16 protein-coding genes and 1 pseudogene are annotated in these 18,246 nt (G+C 71.9%); 9 read left to right on the forward strand and 8 right to left on the reverse strand.

The window, feature by feature from the left end; translation table 11 throughout:
• Positions 1-57 precede the first annotated feature (57 nt).
• The gene (gene betT / locus B100_RS0130805) at positions 58-2,181 is read left to right on the forward strand and encodes a choline BCCT transporter BetT (protein ID WP_024888227.1); all 2,124 of its coding nucleotides are present in this window, start codon (positions 58-60) and stop codon (positions 2,179-2,181) included.
• A 63-nt stretch (positions 2,182-2,244) separates the two neighbouring features.
• On the opposite strand, the gene B100_RS0130810 is transcribed toward betT, so the two are convergent.
• Positions 2,245-2,844: an HD domain-containing protein gene (locus B100_RS0130810; RefSeq protein ID WP_024888228.1), complete on the reverse strand. Its 600-nt coding sequence runs from the start codon at positions 2,842-2,844 to the stop codon at positions 2,245-2,247.
• 207 nt (positions 2,845-3,051) lie between these two features.
• Between B100_RS0130810 and B100_RS0130815 the strand changes: the two genes are divergently transcribed.
• Positions 3,052-3,594 (forward strand): hypothetical protein, encoded by a 543-nt coding sequence (locus B100_RS0130815; RefSeq protein WP_024888229.1) that lies wholly within the window; start codon positions 3,052-3,054, stop codon positions 3,592-3,594.
• 87 nt (positions 3,595-3,681) lie between these two features.
• Here the strand turns inward: B100_RS0130815 and B100_RS0130820 are convergent, their stop codons facing one another.
• Entirely contained in the window at positions 3,682-4,449 is a 768-nt protein-coding gene (locus B100_RS0130820; protein ID WP_024888230.1) for a CDP-alcohol phosphatidyltransferase family protein, read from the reverse strand.
• 108 nt (positions 4,450-4,557) lie between these two features.
• Between B100_RS0130820 and B100_RS0130825 the strand changes: the two genes are divergently transcribed.
• From B100_RS0130825 to B100_RS0130845, 5 genes are all read left to right on the forward strand, one after another.
• Positions 4,558-5,553, forward strand: coding sequence for a zinc-dependent alcohol dehydrogenase (locus B100_RS0130825; protein ID WP_024888231.1), 996 nt, complete (start codon positions 4,558-4,560; stop codon positions 5,551-5,553).
• A gap of 115 nt (positions 5,554-5,668) precedes the next feature.
• A complete protein-coding gene (locus B100_RS0130830) occupies positions 5,669-6,067 on the forward strand; it encodes a 6-pyruvoyl trahydropterin synthase family protein (protein ID WP_024888232.1) in 399 nt (132 codons plus the stop codon).
• Positions 6,064-7,314, forward strand: a complete 1,251-nt coding sequence (locus B100_RS0130835) for a glycosyltransferase family 4 protein (RefSeq protein WP_024888233.1) — start codon at positions 6,064-6,066, stop codon at positions 7,312-7,314. Before B100_RS0130830 ends, B100_RS0130835 begins: the two co-directional genes overlap by 4 nt.
• 98 nt (positions 7,315-7,412) lie before the next feature.
• Complete coding sequence (locus B100_RS0130840; RefSeq protein WP_486585744.1) at positions 7,413-8,360, forward strand: class I SAM-dependent methyltransferase; 948 nt, start codon at positions 7,413-7,415, stop codon at positions 8,358-8,360.
• Positions 8,357-9,643, forward strand: coding sequence for a lysylphosphatidylglycerol synthase transmembrane domain-containing protein (locus tag B100_RS0130845; RefSeq protein WP_024888235.1), 1,287 nt, complete (start codon positions 8,357-8,359; stop codon positions 9,641-9,643). Before B100_RS0130840 ends, B100_RS0130845 begins: the two co-directional genes overlap by 4 nt.
• On the opposite strand, the pseudogene B100_RS36045 reads toward B100_RS0130845, so the two are convergent.
• Positions 9,529-10,287: pseudogene (locus tag B100_RS36045) on the reverse strand (creatininase family protein); the annotation flags it as partial. The gene B100_RS0130845 and the pseudogene B100_RS36045 sit on opposite strands and share 115 nt — an antisense overlap.
• 42 nt (positions 10,288-10,329) lie before the next feature.
• Here B100_RS36045 and ribA point away from each other — a divergent pair.
• The gene (gene ribA, locus B100_RS0130860; protein WP_024888236.1) at positions 10,330-10,989 is read left to right on the forward strand and encodes a GTP cyclohydrolase II; all 660 of its coding nucleotides are present in this window, start codon (positions 10,330-10,332) and stop codon (positions 10,987-10,989) included.
• Positions 10,990-11,024: 35 nt separating this feature from the next.
• Here ribA and B100_RS0130865 read toward each other — a convergent pair whose 3' ends face one another.
• Positions 11,025-12,251 (reverse strand): serine hydrolase domain-containing protein, encoded by a 1,227-nt coding sequence (locus B100_RS0130865; RefSeq protein ID WP_024888237.1) that lies wholly within the window; start codon positions 12,249-12,251, stop codon positions 11,025-11,027.
• Between the two features lie 48 nt (positions 12,252-12,299).
• Here B100_RS0130865 and B100_RS0130870 point away from each other — a divergent pair, with 48 nt between their 5' ends.
• The gene (locus B100_RS0130870; RefSeq protein WP_024888238.1) at positions 12,300-12,749 is read left to right on the forward strand and encodes a PPOX class F420-dependent oxidoreductase; all 450 of its coding nucleotides are present in this window, start codon (positions 12,300-12,302) and stop codon (positions 12,747-12,749) included.
• 128 nt (positions 12,750-12,877) lie between these two features.
• Here the strand turns inward: B100_RS0130870 and B100_RS0130875 are convergent, their stop codons facing one another.
• The 4 genes from B100_RS0130875 to pgi all read right to left on the reverse strand — a co-directional run.
• A complete protein-coding gene (locus B100_RS0130875; protein ID WP_024888239.1) occupies positions 12,878-15,262 on the reverse strand; it encodes an excinuclease ABC subunit UvrA in 2,385 nt (794 codons plus the stop codon).
• Positions 15,263-15,627: 365 nt separating this feature from the next.
• On the reverse strand, positions 15,628-16,230 hold the full coding sequence (locus tag B100_RS0130880; RefSeq protein ID WP_024888240.1) for a histidine phosphatase family protein: 603 nt from the start codon (positions 16,228-16,230) through the stop codon (positions 15,628-15,630).
• Between the two features lie 5 nt (positions 16,231-16,235).
• On the reverse strand, positions 16,236-17,120 hold the full coding sequence (gnd, locus tag B100_RS0130885) for a phosphogluconate dehydrogenase (NAD(+)-dependent, decarboxylating) (protein ID WP_024888241.1): 885 nt from the start codon (positions 17,118-17,120) through the stop codon (positions 16,236-16,238).
• 6 nt (positions 17,121-17,126) lie between these two features.
• Positions 17,127-18,246: glucose-6-phosphate isomerase (pgi, locus tag B100_RS0130890; protein ID WP_024888242.1), on the reverse strand; the 1,120-nt coding region annotated here is incomplete at its 5' end.

Raw genomic sequence — 18,246 nt, forward strand, 5'->3', positions numbered from 1 at the left:
CCGTGGACCGGACAGCCGGAGCGGCGGACGGCAGCCGAGGCCGAGGAGGAAAGTGACGTGTCGACGGTTGGTGAGAAGGGTCCCGGAACGCCGGACGAGGTGCCGGCGGAGGACGAGCCCGCGGGCCCGGTGCGGGTCAAGCCCGTGGTCTTCTTCGGGGCGGCCCTCTTCGTCCTGGCGATCTCCCTGTGGGCGATCATCACCCCGACGGGCGCGGAGGACGCCATCGGTGTGGTGGTCGGCAAGATCTCGCACTGGTTCGGCTGGTACTACTTCCTCGCCGCGACCCTCTACCTGCTGTTCGTCATCTTCATCGCCGCGTCCAAGTACGGCACCATCAAGCTGGGCCCCAAGCACTCCAAGCCCGACTACGGCCTCTTCACCTGGGGTTCGATGCTGTTCGCCGCGGGCATCGGCATCGACCTGATGTTCTTCTCGGTCTCCGGTCCCGTCAGTCACTACCTCGCGCCGCCGGAGGGCGACCCGGAGACGCTGGCGGCAGCCCGGCAGGCGGTCGTGTGGACGCTCTTCCACTACGGCATCACCGGCTGGGGCATGTACGCGCTGATGGGCATGGCCCTCGGCTACTTCTCGTTCCGCTACCGGCTGCCGCTCGCCATCCGCTCCGCCCTCTACCCGATCATCGGCCGCCGCATCCACGGGCGGATCGGTGACACCGTCGACCTCGCCGCCATCATCGGCACCGTGTTCGGCATCGGCGTGACGCTCGGCATCGGCGTGGTGCAGCTCAACTACGGCCTGAAGGCGCTGTTCGGCATCCCTGAAGGGCTCACCGCGCAGATCGCCCTCATCGTCATCGCGGTGGGCATGGCCACCGTGTCCGCGGTGTCCGGCGTGGACAAGGGCATCCGCCGGCTGTCGCAGCTCAACATCCTGCTCGCCGCCCTGCTGATGTTCTACATCCTCGTCGTGGGCCACCCGTTCCGACTGCTCAACGCCATCGTCCAGAACGTCGGTGACTACGTCAGCGGCTTCCCGTCGATGACCCTGAACACCTTCGCCTACGACCAGCCCACCGAGTGGCTCGACGCGTGGACGCTGTTCTTCTGGGCGTGGTGGGTCGCCTGGGCGCCGTTCGTCGGCCTGTTCCTGGCGCGTATCTCCCGAGGTCGCACCCTGCGCGAGTTCGTGGCCGCGACGCTGGTCATCCCCTTCCTCTTCACCGGGCTCTTCCTGGCGATCTTCGGGAACAGCGCCCTGTTCCTGGTGCGCGACGGCAACAAGGAGTTCGGCGAGACCGCGATGAACGTCCCCGAGCAGGGTTTCTACAACCTGCTGGAGCAGTTCCCCGGCTTCATGTTCAGCGCCGGACTCGCCACGTTCGTCGGCCTGCTGCTGTACGTCACCTCCGCCGACTCCGGCGCCCTGGTGATGGGCAACCTCAGCGCGGACCTGCCCACTCCGATGACCGACGCGCCCACGTACCTGCGCATCTTCTGGGCGGTGGCGACCGGTCTGCTCACGCTGGCGATGCTCATCGTGGGCGGTGTGCAGGCCCTCACCAACGCCACCATCATCATGGGCCTGCCCTTCTCCTTCGTCATGTTCTTGATCATGGCGGGGCTCTATCTCGCCCTGAGGACCGAACGGATGAAGGTCGAGGCCCGTGTCACCACGCTGCCCGGATCGCTCTCCGGGCGCACGGCGCAGCACGGTCTGCCGGGGGCGCCGAACTGGCGGCACCGGCTGGCGCGGGCGATGTCGTTCCCGGGCCGGCGGGCGGCCGTGCGCTTCGTCGACCAGGTGTGCCGCCCCGCGTTCCAGGAGGTGGCGCACGAGCTGCAGCAGCAGGGAGCGGAGGCGGAGGTGCTGGAAGGGACCGTCGAGGAGAACGGCCTCACCCACGTCGGCCTGCGCGTCCCGGTCGGCGAGGGCGACGAGTTCGTCTACGAGGTCTGGCCCGTCGAGATGCCCACCCCCGCGTTCGCGACGCGTTCGGTCGGCGGGGCCGACACCTATGTACGGTTCGAGGTCCGGCTCGCCGAGGGCAACCAGGACTACGACGTGATGGGCTACACCAAGGAGCAGCTCATCGCCGACAGCCTCGACCAGTACGAGCGGTACCTGGAGTTCCTGCGGGTACGGCACGAGGCGTCCACCCGCTCCAACCTCCCCGACCACCGGCCGGACGCGCCGGACGCCCACCTGCCGGAGGAGTGAGCGGCGGGCGGTTCGAACTCTCGCGCTTCGGTCACCTACGGGCGGCCGGACCGTCCGCCGCTGTCACGCGGGCGGCACCTCCGCGCAGGGCGTCAGGCGGGCGAGGTCCGGATCGCCGAACTCCGCGCGCAGGGCCTCGAACGCGGTCACCTTGTCCTCGCCGAAGCGACGGACGTGGGCGGCGTAGGCGTCGGCGGAGAGGAACCGCGACGGCCGCGACTTGGAGTGGAACTTGTCCGCGTACATCACCAGGCGCTCCTCCGCCGTCTCCGCCAGGTAGTCGGCGGGCGGGACGGGGAGGCCCTGGCTCTCGACGTCGTGCCGGGTGAGTCCGACCCCGGTGTGGTGCGAGCAGAAGCGGCACAGGGTCTCCGGGAAGCCCTCGCCCTCGAGGATCTCCTGGCCGAGCAGGCCGTGCCGGATGTAGTTCTTGTGGTCCAGCCGGCCGTCCTCGCCGTAGAGACGGTAGACGCCGATGTCGTGCAGGAGGCAGCCCGCCCGGACGAGTTCGGCGTCGACGTGGGCGAGGTGCGGCGAGGTCAGCAGCTGCTCGGCGACGCTCCAGACGACCTCGCAGTGGCGGTGGACGGAGGCGAACGCCTCGGCCGTCGGCGCGTGCTTCTCGTGCAGCGCGCGGATCTCTTCGGGTCCCGGAATCCTCACCCGCGGAGCCTAACAACCGCAGGTGGGAGCCCGCGGAAGAGTTCCCGCCGCTGCCTGTTTCACGCGATCAGGTGATAACGGGCGAAGCGGGCACGCGGCGGTCGTGCGGGCCGTTCGAGCTGGTGACGGGGACGGCGGTCGTCCCCGGCCGAGAGGGAGGACGAGGGCCACGGCCCGCGCCTCCCACCAGCGACGAGGGAGCACCTCATGGGACTGCACTTCCACCGCAACGCCGACGGCACGACCACCGGGCGCAACGACGCCAACGGCTTCACCGTGACCCACGCCGAAGAGGAGGAGGTGAAACGGCAGCTGTACGAGGACGCCGGGTGGGAGTACACGCCTGCGCCGCCCCCGGTCACGCCGGGACACCATCGCTTCTGTCTGGTGCACGAGGAGGACCTGGGCTGCGGTGTCGAGGAGGAGCCGTACGCGGGGCTGAGGGAGCGGCCGCCCGAGGGGTGCGTGCCAGCGGACCACGGGCACTTCGCCCTGGAGTGCGAGCGGCCGGGGAAGACGCTGCTTGACGCCGTCGCCGGCACCGTCGCGGAGGTCCGCCGCGACCACGGGGTGGTGATGAACAGCCTGGGGGTAGAGAAACCCGGCGAGTGGTTCGACGCCGGCACCAAGAACGGCTACGCGGCCGAGGTGGTGGCGCATCTGGTGCTGATGGCCGCGCACCGGTCGAGACTGCTCGGGTACGGACGCAAGGACCTGGTGCGGCTGCTCGACGCCACGGGGATCGAGTAGGGGCTGGGGCGCTGTGGTACGAACGCCACTCGCCCTTGGCGCACGCCGGTTCGGTGACTCCGGCGGGGCGGTGCCCCTTCGGAGACGTCAGCTCGTCACGAGCTCCGGTCGCGGCGCGCGCCCTGCCGACGGGACCCTCCGCGTGCGGGAGGTCCGGTACAGCCACAGCACGTCACGGCCGAACGACCACACCAGCAGACCGAGGGCCAGCACCACGATCCCCACGTTGGCCGCGTGCGGGAGCAGGGCGGAGGCCGCGACCAGCAGCAGCACACCCTGCAGCGCGGCCACCGTCTTGCGGGCCGTGCTCGGCGGGAGCTGGGCGGTCAGCCAGGGCCACACGCGGGCGGCGGCGACGAACAGGTAGCGCATCGCGCCGATCAGCAGCACCCATGGGCCCATCGCCATCGACACGTACACACTCAGCACCAGGATCAGGAAGGCGTCCACCTCCATGTCGAAGCGGGCGCCCAGCGCGGTCGAGGTGCCGGTCCTGCGGGCGACCTTGCCGTCGACACCGTCGAGGATCAGGGCCACGGCGGTCAGGCCGACGAACAGGGAGACGGGGGGTGAGTCCTGGAACGAGTCGGCGACCAGCGCGGTCACCCCGCCGACGAGGGTGGCCCGGCCGAGGGTGACCCGGTTCGCCGCCCCGAAGGAGCGCGACCCGGCCCGGTACAGGGCCCGGGACAGCACCGCCCAGGTGGCGATCGCGAACGCGAGGCCCGTGAGCCAGCCCGCGGGGCCCATGCCGATCGCGGTACCGATCAGGGCCAGCAACAGGATCTGCACGCCCGCCCCCAGGGCGGTCTCCTGCTGTACGAGCCTCGCGTCGTAAGTGTTGTTCAGGGCCACCGAACACCCTCCGGCCGTGTGACAGAGTCGATCAACGCCGCTACCTTGTGCGCGGCCTGTGCACCACTCGGTACGCGCGCAGGATCCCGATCGTTCAGGAGGACTTCGATGAACCGCACCGCACGTGCGTTCTGGCTCGGCTCACCTGGCCGGGGGGAGATCCGCGAGGTGCAGCTGCCGGAACCCGGCGCGGACGAAGTGGTGGTACGCGCCCTCTACTCGGGAGTGAGCCGGGGCACCGAGACACTCGTGTTCCGCGGAGGCGTGCCGGAGAGTCAGCACACCGCGATGCGGGCACCGTTCCAGGAGGGCGACTTCCCGGGACCCGTGAAGTACGGCTACCTCAGCGTCGGCGTGGTGGAGGAGGGGCCCGAGGCGCTCACCGGCCGGACGGTGTTCTGCCTCTACCCGCACCAGACGCGGTACGTCGTGCCGGCGGCGGCCGTGACCCCCGTGCCCGAGGGGGTGCCCGCCGGGCGGGCGGTGCTCGCCGGCACCGTGGAGACCGCTGTCAACGCCCTCTGGGACGCGGCACCCCTGCTCGGTGACCGGATCGCAGTCGTCGGCGGCGGGATGGTCGGCAGCTCGGTGGCCGCCCTGCTCGCCCGCTTCCCCGGCGTGCGGGTCCAGCTGGTCGACGCCGACCCCGCGCGGGCGAAGACCGCCGAGGCCCTCGGCGTGGACTTCGCCCTGCCCGCCGACGCGGACGGTGAGTGCGACCTGGTGGTGCACGCCAGCGCCACCGAACAGGGACTCGGCCGGGCCCTGGAACTGCTCCGCCCCGAAGGCACCGTCGTCGAACTCAGCTGGTACGGCGACCGGAAGGTGAGCGTCCCGCTCGGCGAGGCGTTCCACTCCCGGCGGCTGACCGTCCGGGGCAGCCAGGTCGGCACGGTCTCCCCGGCCCGCGCCCACCGCGGTTACGGGGACCGGCTCGCCCTCGCCCTCGACCTGCTCACCGACCCCGCCCTCGACGCCCTCGTCACCGGCGAGTCGCCCTTCGAGGAACTGCCCGATGTGATGCCCCGCCTCGCCTCCGGCGACATCCCCGCGCTGTGCCACCGGGTGCGCTACGACGACCCGGACCACGGCGTACACGCCTGACCTGAGAAAAGACGCGACCGACGGTGAACACGGGAAGGAAGCCAGCCGTACTACTCGACATCCCCGCCTCCCAGACCGGCGGGGAACAGACGCGCCGCACCTGGAGGGTCGTCCGTTGTTCAGCATCACCGTCCGCGATCACATCATGATCGCCCACAGCTTCCACGGCGAGGTCTTCGGACCGGCCCAGCGCCTGCACGGGGCCACGTTCCTCGTGGACGCCACCTTCCGGCGCGAACAGCTGGACGAGGACAACATCGTCGTCGACATCGGCCTGGCCACACAGGAACTCGGGGCCGTCGTCGGCGAACTGAACTACCGCAACCTGGACAACGAACCCGACTTCGCCGGGGTCAACACGTCCACGGAGTACCTGGCCAAGGTCATCGCCGACCGGCTCGCCGAGCGCATCCACAAGGGAGCGCTGGGCGAAGGCGCCAAGGGCATCGCGGGGATCGCCGTCACGCTGCACGAGTCGCACATCGCCTGGGCGAGTTACGAGCGTGCGCTGTGACCGACACGACCATCGACACGACCGAGACGACGACCGACAGGACGCGCGACACGCCCCCCAGGACGGCGGGCCGCGGCGGCACCGGCCGCCTGGACTACGTGCCCGTGCAGGCGTCCTTCCGGAGGAACGGCGGGATCATCCCCATGTCCCTGCGCTCCGTGCACTTCGTGATGCCGGGCGGGGTCGACGACCCGTCCGCCCCGAGCGGCGGCAACGCCTACGACCGGCGCGTGTGCCTGGACCTGCCCGGCTTCGGCTGGCAGGCGCACCGGCACCCCGTGGCCGGCGACTGGCCCCGCCCGGACGCCACCGCCCGCGCGGAACTCGCCCGCACCCTGCGGGAACTGCCCGACGGCGCGGTCGTCCTGCTCGACGGGCTGGTCGCCTGCGGGGTACCCGAGATCATCGTCCCCGAGGCGGAGGAGGGACGACTGCACATGGCCGTGCTCGTCCACCTGCCGCTCGGTGACGAGACCGGCCTGGACCCGGCCGTCGCCGCCGGACTCGACGCCCGGGAACGCGCGGTGCTGCGGGCCGTGCCCGCCGTGATCGCCACCAGCGACTGGGCGGTGCGCCGGCTCGTGGCCCACCACGGACTGGCCCCCGAGCGGGTCCACGTCGCCGCACCCGGCGCCGACATCGCGCCCCTCGCGCCCGGCACCGACGGCATGTCGCACCTGGTGTGCGTCGCCGCGGTGACTCCACGCAAGGGCCAGCACCGGCTGGTGGAGGCGCTGGCGACGGTGACCGACCTGCCGTGGACGTGCTCCCTGGTCGGCGGCCTCGGGCACGACCCCGAGTACGTCGCCCACCTGCGCGGCCTCATCCGCGAACACGGCCTCGAGGACCGGCTGGAACTGACCGGGCCGCAGTCCGGAGCCGCACTCGACGCCAGCTACGCCGCCGCCGACCTGATGGTCCTCACCTCCTACGCCGAGACCTACGGCATGGCCGTCACCGAGGCCCTGGCCCGGGGCATCCCGGTGCTGGCGACCGACGTCGGAGGACTGCCCGAGGCCGTCGGCCGCGCCCCCGACGGCGGGGTGCCCGGCATTCTCGTCCCGCCGGAGAACCCCGCCGCGATCGCCGCCGAACTGCGCGGCTGGTTCGAGGAGGCGGACGTACGGCGCCGGCTGAGGGCGGCCGCCCGCGGCCGGCGGGCCGCGCTCGGCGGCTGGGCGAGCACCGCGCAGAGCCTGGCGGGAGTCCTGCGCCGGCTCCCCACCGCATCCGGGAGGGCGGCATGACGAAGCCGGCGACCACCACCCAGCCCGCCGCGGCGATCCCCGCCCAGCCCGGACCCCGGGACGTCAGCGACGCGGCGCCCGGACCAGCGAGGGACGACATGGCACCCGAGAGCGGCACGGACGGCTCCACGGTCATCCCCGGCGCCGGACCCGCCGCGCCCCGCCCCGGTGAGCGGGCCACCGTACGGCTGCGGGACACCGGCGAGGACGAGCCGCCCCGCTACGCCCCCGAATGGCTCCAGTTGCGTGAACCGGCCGACGCCGACGCCCGCTCCTACGAGCTGCTCGACCCGCTGCGCATCCGGCTCGCCAACCTCCCCGGGCGGGCCGGCGGCGGCCTCGTCGTCCACGACATCGGCTGCGGCACCGGCTCCATGGGCCGCTGGCTCGCGCCCCGCCTCGACGGCACCCAGCACTGGGTGCTGCACGACCGGGACCCCTACCTGCTGCACTTCGCCGCCGTCGCCTCCCCGCGCTCCGCCGCCGACGGCAGCCATGTCACCGTCGAGACCCGGCGCGGCGACGTCGCCCGGCTCACCTCGGACGCGCTGGCCGGCGCCTCCCTGGTGACGGCCTCCGCGCTGCTCGACGTCCTCACCCACGAGGAGGTCGGCGCCCTGGCCGCGGCCTGCGCGGGAGCCGGCTGCCCGGCCCTGCTGACCCTGTCGGTGGCCGGACGCGTGGAACTGACCGCGCCGCACCCGATGGACGAGGAGATCACCGAGGCGTTCAACGCCCATCAGCGCCGGGGCGGACTGCTCGGGCCGGACGCCGTGACCGTCGCCGCGGAGGCATTCTCCGAGCACGGCGCGACCGTACGGCTGAACCCCAGCCCGTGGCGACTCGGCCCGGAGCGGGTCGCGCTGACCGAGCAGTGGCTGCGGGGCTGGGTCGGGGCGGCGGTGGAGGAGCGGCCGGACCTGGCTCGGCGCGCCGACGCCTACCTGGCCGAACGGCTCGCCGCCTGCGCGGCGGGGGAGCTGCGGGTGGTCGTCCACCACACCGACCTGCTCGCCCTCAGCCGCCCGGTGGACGGCTCCGCATGAGCACGGACACGGCGGAGGCGGCCGAGACGGACACGGAGGTGTCCTCCCCGGCGGATGGGGTGTCCTCCCCGGCGGACGAGGGCGGCGCCCGCCGCCCGCTCCGACGGCTCGGCGGCCCCGCCGTGCGCACCCGGCTGTGCACCCTCGCCGGGGTGGTCATCCTCGGCGTGTTGTTCTGGCGGCTCGGCACCGGCGCCTTCCTGGACGGGCTGCGGCGCATCGACGGGCCGACGCTGGCCGCCGCCCTCGGCATCGGGTTGGTGACCACGGCGTTCAGTGCCTGGCGCTGGGCGCTGGTGGCGCGCGGGATCGGCATCCGGCTGCCGCTCGGCGCGGCCGTCGCGGACTACTACCGGGCGCTGTTCCTCAACGCTGCGCTGCCCGGCGGTGTCCTGGGCGACGTCCACCGGGCGGTGCGGCACGGCAAGGACGCCGGCGACCTCGGACGGGGCGTACGGGCGGTGGTGCTGGAGCGCACCGCCGGACAGGTCGCGCTGTTCGCCGCCGGGGGAGTGATCCTGATGACCATGCCCTCCCCGGTCCGCGACCAGGTACGGCACGCGGCCCCACTGGCCGGCCTCGGGCTGTTGGGGGCCTGCGCGGTGGTGCTGGCCCTGCGCATGAACCGGGCGCCGTCCGGGCGGAGACCGACGGCCGTGCGCGGGATGCTCGCCGAGGCGCGGCAGGGGCTGTTGTCCCGGGCCGCCGGGCCGGGTGTCCTGGTCTCGTCGGTGGTCGTCCTCGCCGGTTACGTCGCCATGTTCGTCCTCGCCGCCGACGTCACCGGAGTGGGAGCGTCGGTGGCGAAGCTGCTGCCGCTCGCCCTGCTGGCGCTGCTGGCGATGAGTGTGCCGCTGAACGTGGGCGGTTGGGGCCCGCGGGAGGGCGTGGCCGCGTGGGCGTTCGGGGCGGCGGGGCTGGGTGCGGGGCGGGGGCTGACGGTCGCCGTGGTGTACGGGGTGCTCAGTCTGGTGGCGAGCCTGCCGGGGGCGGTGGTGCTGGTGGCCCGGTGGTACGTCGGGAGCCGGGACCGTGCGCGGGACTCCGCGCCCGTCGCACCGGAAGCTCCGGCCGGCACGCGGTCCCGCCCGCGCACGACGGACCTTCCGGCCGGCACGCGCACGACGTACGGGCCGGGGCCGGTCCTCCGGATACCCCGTCAGCTGCCGGAGGTCAGGAGCGAGAAATACGCGTCGAAGGAATCCGCGAGACTCGCCAGGAGTTCCCTGCCCTTTTCCGTCGTTCCCAGCGAAGGCCGTCCGATGACACCGGAATCCGTATAGGCGGACATTCCGGTGGTGAGCAGATGACGCCGGTCGTCCGAAACATGGTCCGACGTCTCGTGTCCGGGCCGGAGAACCTCGGGAGAAGTGTGGAGAAGAATGGACGTCTCGATTTCGCCCGCGTGCATGTCGGTCAGCAGCGACGTGACGACACCGGCCCGCTCCCTCGCCGTTTCCCAGTCCTCGGGCGCCGGGAACAGCGCCATCCGCTCACCGCGCGCGGAGGACTCCTGGACGACGTTGCTCAGCACGTAGTTGCCGCCGTGCCCGTTGACCAGGACCAGGGTGTCGACGCCGGAGCGGCGCAGCGAGTCGGCGATGTCCCGGACCACCGCGTGCAGCGTCACGGAGGAGATGGACACGGTGCCCGGCCAGGCCGCGTGCTCGTGCGAGCAGGAAATCGTCACCGGGGGAAGGAGGTGCACGGGGTAGGCGTCCGCGACGGCGCGCGCGATCGCGCAGGCGACCAGTGTGTCCGTCGCCAACGGCAGGAAGGGACCGTGCTGTTCGAAACTGCCGACCGGAAGTACCGCGATCTGACGTGAGACATCGGCTCCCCGCGTCCGTACATCCTCTGTAGTGTCCGCCGGCAACAGACCGTGCACCGGGCCGTATGCCGCCGACCGCTCGCGTGAACCACCCATATCCGTCACGGCCTTTCGTCTCTGCTTAGGAACTCGAGAATCATGACAGAAAAAGTAGGCGTACTCGGCAAGCAGCCTCAGCGGCGGACCGGTGTGGAACGCGTCGTGAATGCGCCGCTGCCCACCGTGTACGGGAAGTTCCAGGCGATCGGTTACCTGGACCACGACCGCGGTGACGAACAAGTCGCCCTGGTGTACGGCGACCTCGGCGCGGACCGGGTGCTCACCCGGCTGCACTCGGAGTGCCTCACCGGCGACGCCTTCGGGTCCCAGCACTGCGAGTGCGGCGACCAGCTGGCGGCGGCGCTGCGCGCGGTCGTCGCCGAAGGGGCGGGCGTGGTCGTCTACTTGAGGGGTCATGAGGGACGCGGTATCGGTCTGCTCGCCAAACTGCGCGCGATGGCGCTGCAGGCGGAGGGGCTGGACACGGTCGAGGCGAACCTGGCGCTCGGGCTGCCCGTCGACGCCCGCGACTACGCCGTCGCCGCCGGGATGCTGAAGGACCTGGGCGTGCGGTCGGTGCGGCTGATGTCCAACAATCCGCGCAAGCGTGAGGCGCTCGTCCGGCACGGCGTGGAGGTCGACGAGCAGGTTCCGCTGCTGATCCAGCCGTGCGAGAGCAACATTACCTACCTGCGCACCAAGCGGGAGCGCCTCGACCACCACCTGCCGCACCTGGACGCGGTCGCGCACCTGTCCTGACGCCCGGCCGGGAGGCGGGACGTCGCCGCGGGAGGTCAGTCGGTGAGTGCCTCGTGCACCAGCCGTTTGAGGTCGCGGTAGACGGTGTGGGAGGACCTGGGCCGCACCTGCGTGTAGAACTGCACGGTCAGGTCGCGGCCGGGGTCGACCCAGAAGGTGGTGGTGGCCACCCCGCTCCAGCCGTAGCTGCCCAGGCCGGACGGCTCCCGGGTGCGGGAGGGGTCGACGACGACGGAGACGCCGAGGCCGAACCCGACGCCCTCGTTGCCGGGGTCGTCGTGCGGCGGGACGCCGGCGGAGCGCAGATCGGCGCCGCCCGGGAGGTGGTTGCGGGTCATCAGGCGCACCGTCTCGGGGCGGAGCAGCCGTGTGCCGTCGAGTTCGCCGTGCCGGCGCAGCATTTCCATGAAGCGGTGCATGTCGTGGGCGGAGGCCACCATGCCGCCGCTGCCGGACAGGAAGCGGGGGCGGCCCCGCAGGGGCGTTCCGGGGACCGGCTCGATGCCCCCGTCGTCCGTCTCGCCGTACAGCTCCGCGAGCCGCTGCGCCTGGGTGTCGGTCACCTCGAACCCGGCGTCCGTCATCCCGAGCGGCCGGAACACGCGCTCGGCGAGGAAGACGTCGAGGGGGCTGCCGGAGACGACCTCGACGATGCGGCCGAGGACGTTGGTGGCGACCGAGTAGTTCCACCGCGTGCCCGGGTCGAACAACAGCGGCAGGCCCGCGTACACGTCCGTCGTGCCCGCGAGGTCCGTGCCCGGCGCCACCGACGACTCGAGACCGGCCGCGCGGTAGAGGGCGTCGACCGGATGGGCGTGGTAGAAGGCGAACGTCAGCCCGGCGGTGTGCGTCATCAGGTGCCGCACGAGCAGCGGGCCGGACGCCGGCCGCGTCCGTACCCGGTCACCCGAGCCGTCCACGTACACGCGCGGCTCCGCGAACGCCGGGAGGTGGCGGCCCACCTCGTCGTCCAGGGACAGCAGCCCGTCCTCCACCAGCATCAGCGCGCCGACGGTGGTGACCGGCTTGGTCATGGAGTAGATCCGCCACAGCGTGTCGGGCTCCACCGGCAGACCGGCCGCCAGGTCCCGTGCCCCGTACGTCGTCAGGTGCGCGACACGCCCCGCGCGGGCGACGGCCACCAGGAACCCGGGAAGTTCCCCCGCGTCGGCCCGGCGGGCGAGCTCCCGGTCCAGCCGCTCCAGGGCCTTCGCGTCCAGCCCCGCCTCGCCGGGGTCGGCCTCCTGCCGCAACACCGCCATCGCACACCTCCGGGGAACGCCGGCCCGGTGCGGGCCGTTGATCGAAGCATGACCCAGGACGCAGAACAGAACGCACTGCTCGCCCTGCTCTCCGAGGCCCACGGCGGAGTGCTCGTCACGCTGAAACGCGACGGACGGCCCCAGCTGTCCAACGTCATGCACGCCTACTACCCCGACGAGCGGGTCATCCGCGTCTCCCTCACCGAGGACCGGGCCAAGACCCGCAACCTGCGGCGCGACCCGCGGGCCTCGTACCACGTGACCACTGCCGACCGGTGGGCGTACACCGTGGCGGAGGGCACCGCGGACCTGACGCCGGTCGCCGGGCAGCCGTACGACGAGACGGTGGAGGAGCTGATCCGGCTCTACCGGGACATCAGCGGCGAGCACGGGGACTGGGAGGAGTACCGGGCGGCCATGGTCCGCGACCGCCGGCTGGTGCTGCGGCTACGCGTCGAACGGGCGTACGGCATCCCACGCCGCGCCGCCGAGGCCTAGCCGAGCACCCCGGTGCCGGGGCCCGCCGGGGTGACCCCGGCGCCGGTTCGTGACGGAGCGACCCCGGCGCCGGGGCCTGGCGAACACCCCGGCGCCGGCCCGGCGCCGTGCAGGGCGCCCTACGGGCGTCAGGCGCCGACGTACTGCGCCAGATGCTCACCGGTGAGTGTGGAGCGGGCGGCGACCAGGTCGGCCGGGGTGCCCTCGAAGACGATCCGTCCGCCGTCGTGGCCGGCGCCGGGGCCCAGGTCGATGATCCAGTCGGCGTGCGCCATGACCGCCTGGTGGTGCTCGATCACGATCACCGACTTGCCGGAGTCGACGAGGCGGTCCAGCAGCCCGAGCAGCTGCTGGACGTCGGCGAGGTGCAGACCGGTGGTCGGTTCGTCCAGCACGTAGACGCCGCCCTTGTCGCCCATGTGGGTGGCCAGCTTCAGGCGCTGCCGCTCACCGCCGGACAGGGTGGTGAGCGGCTGGCCGAGGGTGAGGTAGCCAAGACCGACGTCCGCCATCCGCTGCACGATCTTGTGCGCGGCCGGCAGCCGCGCCTCGCCCTCCCGGAGGAACTCCTCCGCCTCGGTCACCGACATCCCGAGCACCTCGCTGATGTCGCGGCCGCCGAAACGGTACTCGAGCACCGACGCGTCGAACCGCTTGCCGCCGCACTCCTCGCAGGTGGTCGAGACACCGGCCATCATGCCCAGGTCGGTGAAGACGACCCCGGCGCCGTTGCAGGTGGGGCAGGCGCCCTCGGAGTTGGCGCTGAACAGCGCCGGCTTCACGCCGTTGACCTTGGCGAACGCCTTCCGGATCGGTTCGAGCAGCCCCGTGTAGGTCGCCGGGTTGCTGCGCCGGGAGCCGCGGATCGGCGTCTGGTCGACCGCGACCACCCCCTGGTCGGAGGGGACCGACCCGTGCACCAGGGAGCTCTTGCCTGAGCCGGCCACGCCGGTGACGACGGTGAGGACACCGAGCGGGATGTCGACGTCGACGTCCCGCAGGTTGTTCGCCGTGGCGCCGCGGATCGGGAGGGTGCCGGTGGGGGTGCGGACCGTGTCCTTGACCGAGGCGCGGTCGTCGAGGTGGCGGCCGGTGATGGTGCCGCTGGCCCGAAGCCCTTCGACGGTGCCTTCGAAGCAGACGGTGCCGCCCTCGGTTCCGGCGCCGGGACCGAGGTCGACGACGTGGTCGGCGATGGCGATCGCCTCCGGCTTGTGCTCGACCACCAGCACCGTGTTGCCCTTGTCGCGCAGCCGCAGCAGCAGGTTGTTCATCCGCTGGATGTCGTGCGGGTGCAGGCCGATCGTGGGCTCGTCGAAGACGTACGTGACGTCGGTCAGCGAGGAGCCCAGGTGGCGGATCATCTTGACGCGCTGCGCCTCACCGCCCGACAGGGTGCCCGACGCCCGGTCGAGGGAGAGATAGCCGAGGCCGATCTCCACGAACGAGTCGAGGGTGTGCTGCAGCGCGGTCAGCAGCGGGGCCACGGACGGCTCGTCGACGCCACGGACCCACTCGGCGAGGTCCCTGATCTCCATGGAACAGGCGTCGGCGATGCTGATGCCCTGGATCTTCGAGGACCGGGCGCCCGCGGTGAGCCGGGTGCCGTCGCACTCGGGGCAGGTGGTGAAGGTGACCGCACGGTCCACGAAGGCCCGGATGTGCGGCTGCATCGCCTCGCGGTCCTTGCTCAGCATCGACTTCTGCAGCTTGGGGATCAGGCCCTCGTAAGTGAGGTTGGCCCCGCCGACCTTCACCTTGGTGGGTTCGCGGTACAGGAAGTCCTGGCGTTCCTTCTTGGTGTACTCGCGGATCGGCTTGTCCGGGTCGAAGAATCCGGACTCGGCGATGACCCGCACCACCCAGCCGCCGCCGGTGTAGGTGGGGATGGTGAACGGGTCCTGCGACAGCGACTTCGAGTCGTCGTAGAGCTGGGTGAGGTCGATGTCGGAGACCGTGCCGCGGCCCTCGCAGCGGGTGCACATGCCGCCGGTGCGGGAGAACGTCACCTTCTCGGTCTTGGTCTTCTCGGCGCCGCGGTCGACGGTGAATCCGCCGCTCGCCTGCACCGAGGCGACGTTGAAGGAGAACGCGCCGGGCGGGCCGAAGTAGGGCTTGCCCAGGCGGCTGAAGAGGATGCGCAGCATCGCGTTGGCGTCGGTGGCGGTGCCGACCGTTGACCGCGGGTCGGACCCCATCCGCTGCTGGTCGACGGTGATCGCGGTGGTCAGGCCCTCCAGCACGTCGACCTCGGGACGCGCCAGCGTCGGCATGAACCCCTGGAGGAAGGCGCTGTACGTCTCGTTGATCATCCGCTGCGACTCGGCGGCGATGGTGTCGAAGACCAGCGAGCTCTTGCCCGAGCCGGACACACCGGTGAACACGGTCAGGCGGCGCTTGGGCAGCTCGACGCTGACGTCCTTGAGGTTGTTCTCGCGCGCCCCGTGCACGCGGATCAGGTCGTGACTGTCGGCGATGTGTTGTCCGCCCTGCGGGCCCGTGCTCGTGACCATGGTCGTGGTTCTCCATCCGTCGGGCGGAACCGCCGTCGCGGGTCCCGCCGGCGTTCCCCGGCTCCGTCCGACCGGCCCTGCGGGTGCGTCCGGTCGGCTTGTGGCGGCGCGCTCACCGCTGCGGTCCACAGCCCGCCCGACCGGCATCCCCGCCCCGGGCGTCACGCGCCACCGACAGACTAGGCGGGCGACCCCCGCCCGTGCTTCTCGATTCCTGATCGGCGCCCGACGCTCCGTCGCAGCGGGGCGCGGGGAACAGGTGTCCGGACACGCGAAAGGCGCGTCACACCGGCCGTCCGTGGCCGGCGTGACGCGCCCGGGCAAGGGGATGGCACTCTCCGGTCACCCTTGCGGCACTCCCGCGTTCACCCCTGTGCCGGCTCCGGCGGCCGGGTGTTCCACTCCGCGACGACCGGGGAGCCGTGCTCCAGGGACAGCCGGCTCAGGGTGCCCGTCTCCAGGCGGAAGAGGCGCCCGTCGGCCGGGGGCAGGCCCAGGCGGCGGGCCGTGAGGACCCGCAGCAGATGGCCGTGGGCGACCAGCATCACGTCCCCCTCCTCCAGGGCGCCGGCCACCCGGGCCAGCACCCGGTCGGCGCGGGCACCGACCTGTTCCGGGGACTCGCCGGGGAACTCCCGGCCGGGCGGCACCCCGTCGGTCCACAGGTCCCAGCCGGGCCGGGTGGTGTGGATGTCCGCGGTGGTCACGCCCTCGTACCCGCCGTAGTCCCATTCGCGCAGGTCCGGCTCCGGCACGGCGCCGGTGAGGCCCGCCAGCTCGGCGGTGCGGCGGGCGCGGGCCAGCGGGCTGGTGAGGACCAGGGCGAAGGACCGGTCCGCGAGCAGCGGCGCCAGCGACCTGGCCTGGGCCTCACCGGCCGGAGTCAGCGGCAGGTCGGTGCCGCCGGTGTGGCGGCCCGACCTGCTCCACTCCGTCTCACCGTGCCGGGCGAGCAGCAGATCCCCCATGGGGCCTACGCCTTCTTCGTCGACTCGACGGCGTGGCCGCCGAACTGGTTGCGCAGCGCCGCGACCATCTTCATCTGCGGCGAGTCCTCCTGGCGGGAGGCGAACCGCGCGAACAGCGACGCGGTGATCGCGGGCAGCGGCACGGCGTTGTCGATGGCCGCCTCCACCGTCCAGCGGCCCTCGCCGGAGTCCTGCGCGTAGCCGCGCAGCCGCTGGAGGTGCTCGTCGTCGTCGAGGGCGTTGACCGCCAGGTCGAGCAGCCAGGAGCGGATGACGGTCCCGTCCTGCCAGGAGCGGAAGACCTCCCGGACGTTGTCCACCGACTGGACCTTCTCCAGCAGCTCCCAGCCCTCGGCGTAGGCCTGCATCATGGCGTACTCGATGCCGTTGTGGACCATCTTCGCGAAGTGCCCGGCGCCGACCTTGCCCGCGTGGACGTAGCCGTACGGGCCGTCCGGCTTGAGGGCCTCGAAGATCGGCTCGAGCCGCTCCACGTACTCCTTCTCGCCGCCCACCATGAGGGCGTAGCCGTGCTCCAGACCCCAGACGCCGCCGGAGACACCGGCGTCGACGAAGCCGATGCCCCGGGCGGCCAGCTCCTTGGCGTGCTTCTCGTCGTCGGTCCAGCGGGAGTTGCCGCCGTTCACCACGACGTCGTCGTGCTTGAGGAGGCTCGCCAGCCGGTCGATGACGTCCTGGGTGGGGCCGCCCGCGGGAACCATCACCCAGACCGCGCGCGGCCCTTCGAGCTGGTCCACCAGGTCGGACAGGTGGGGTACGTCGGACACGTCGGGGTTGGCGTCGAACCCGACGACGGTGTGGCCCGCGCGGCGCAGCCGCTCGCGCATGTTGCCGCCCATCTTGCCCAGACCAACAAGACCGATTTGCATGTCAGTTCACTTCCTGCGTTCGCGGTAGGCGGCCACCAGCGCGGCCGTGGACGGATCGAGGCCGGGGACGTCGGCGCCCTCGCTGAGGGCGGGTTCGACGCGCTTGGCGAGCACCTTGCCGAGTTCGACGCCCCATTGGTCGAAGGAGTCGATGTTCCACACGGCGCCCTGCACGAACACCTTGTGCTCGTACAGCGCGATCAGCTGGCCCAGCACCGAGGGGGTCAGCTCGGTCGCCAGGATCGTGGTGGTGGGGTGGTTGCCCCGGAAGGTGCGGTGCGGTACCTGCTCCTCGGGCACGCCCTCGGCCCGCACCTCCTCGGCGGTCTTGCCGAACGCGAGCGCCTGTCCCTGGGCGAACAGGTTGGCCATCAGCAGGTCGTGCTGTGCCTTGAGTCCGTCGCTGAGCTCGGCGACCGGACGGACGAAGCCGATCAGGTCGGCGGGGATCAGCTTGGTGCCCTGGTGGATCAACTGATAGTAGGCGTGCTGCCCGTTGGTGCCGGGCGTGCCCCACACCACCGGACCCGTCTGCCAGCCGACGGGCCGGCCCTGGCGGTCCACCGACTTGCCGTTGGACTCCATGTCGAGCTGCTGGAGGTAGGCGGTGAACTTCGACAGGTAGTGCGAGTACGGCAGCACCGCGTGCGACTGCGCGTCGTGGAAGTTGTTGTACCAGANCCCCAACAGNCCNANNANCAGNGGNNCGTTGNCCTCCGGNGGGGCGGTGCGGAAGTGNTCGTCGACGATCCGGAACCCGTCGAGCATCTCGCGGAACCGGTCCGGGCCGATCGCGATCATCAGCGACAGGCCGATCGCNGAGTCGTACGAGTAGCGNCCGCCGACCCAGTCCCAGAACTCGAACATGTTCGCCGTGTCGATGCCGAACCCGGCGACCTTCTCGGCGTTCGTCGACAGGGCGACGAAGTGCCGCGCCACCGCCTTCTCGTCACCGCCGAGNCCCNCCAGCAGCCAACTGCGGGCCGAGGTGGCGTTGGTGACCGTCTCGATCGTGGTGAACGTCTTCGACGCCACGATGAACAGCGTCTCCGCCGGGTCCAGGTCGCGGATCGCCTCGTGCAGATCCGCGCCGTCCACGTTGGAGACGAACCGGAACGTCAACTCC

This window comes from Streptomyces sp. CNH189, from assembly GCF_000527195.1.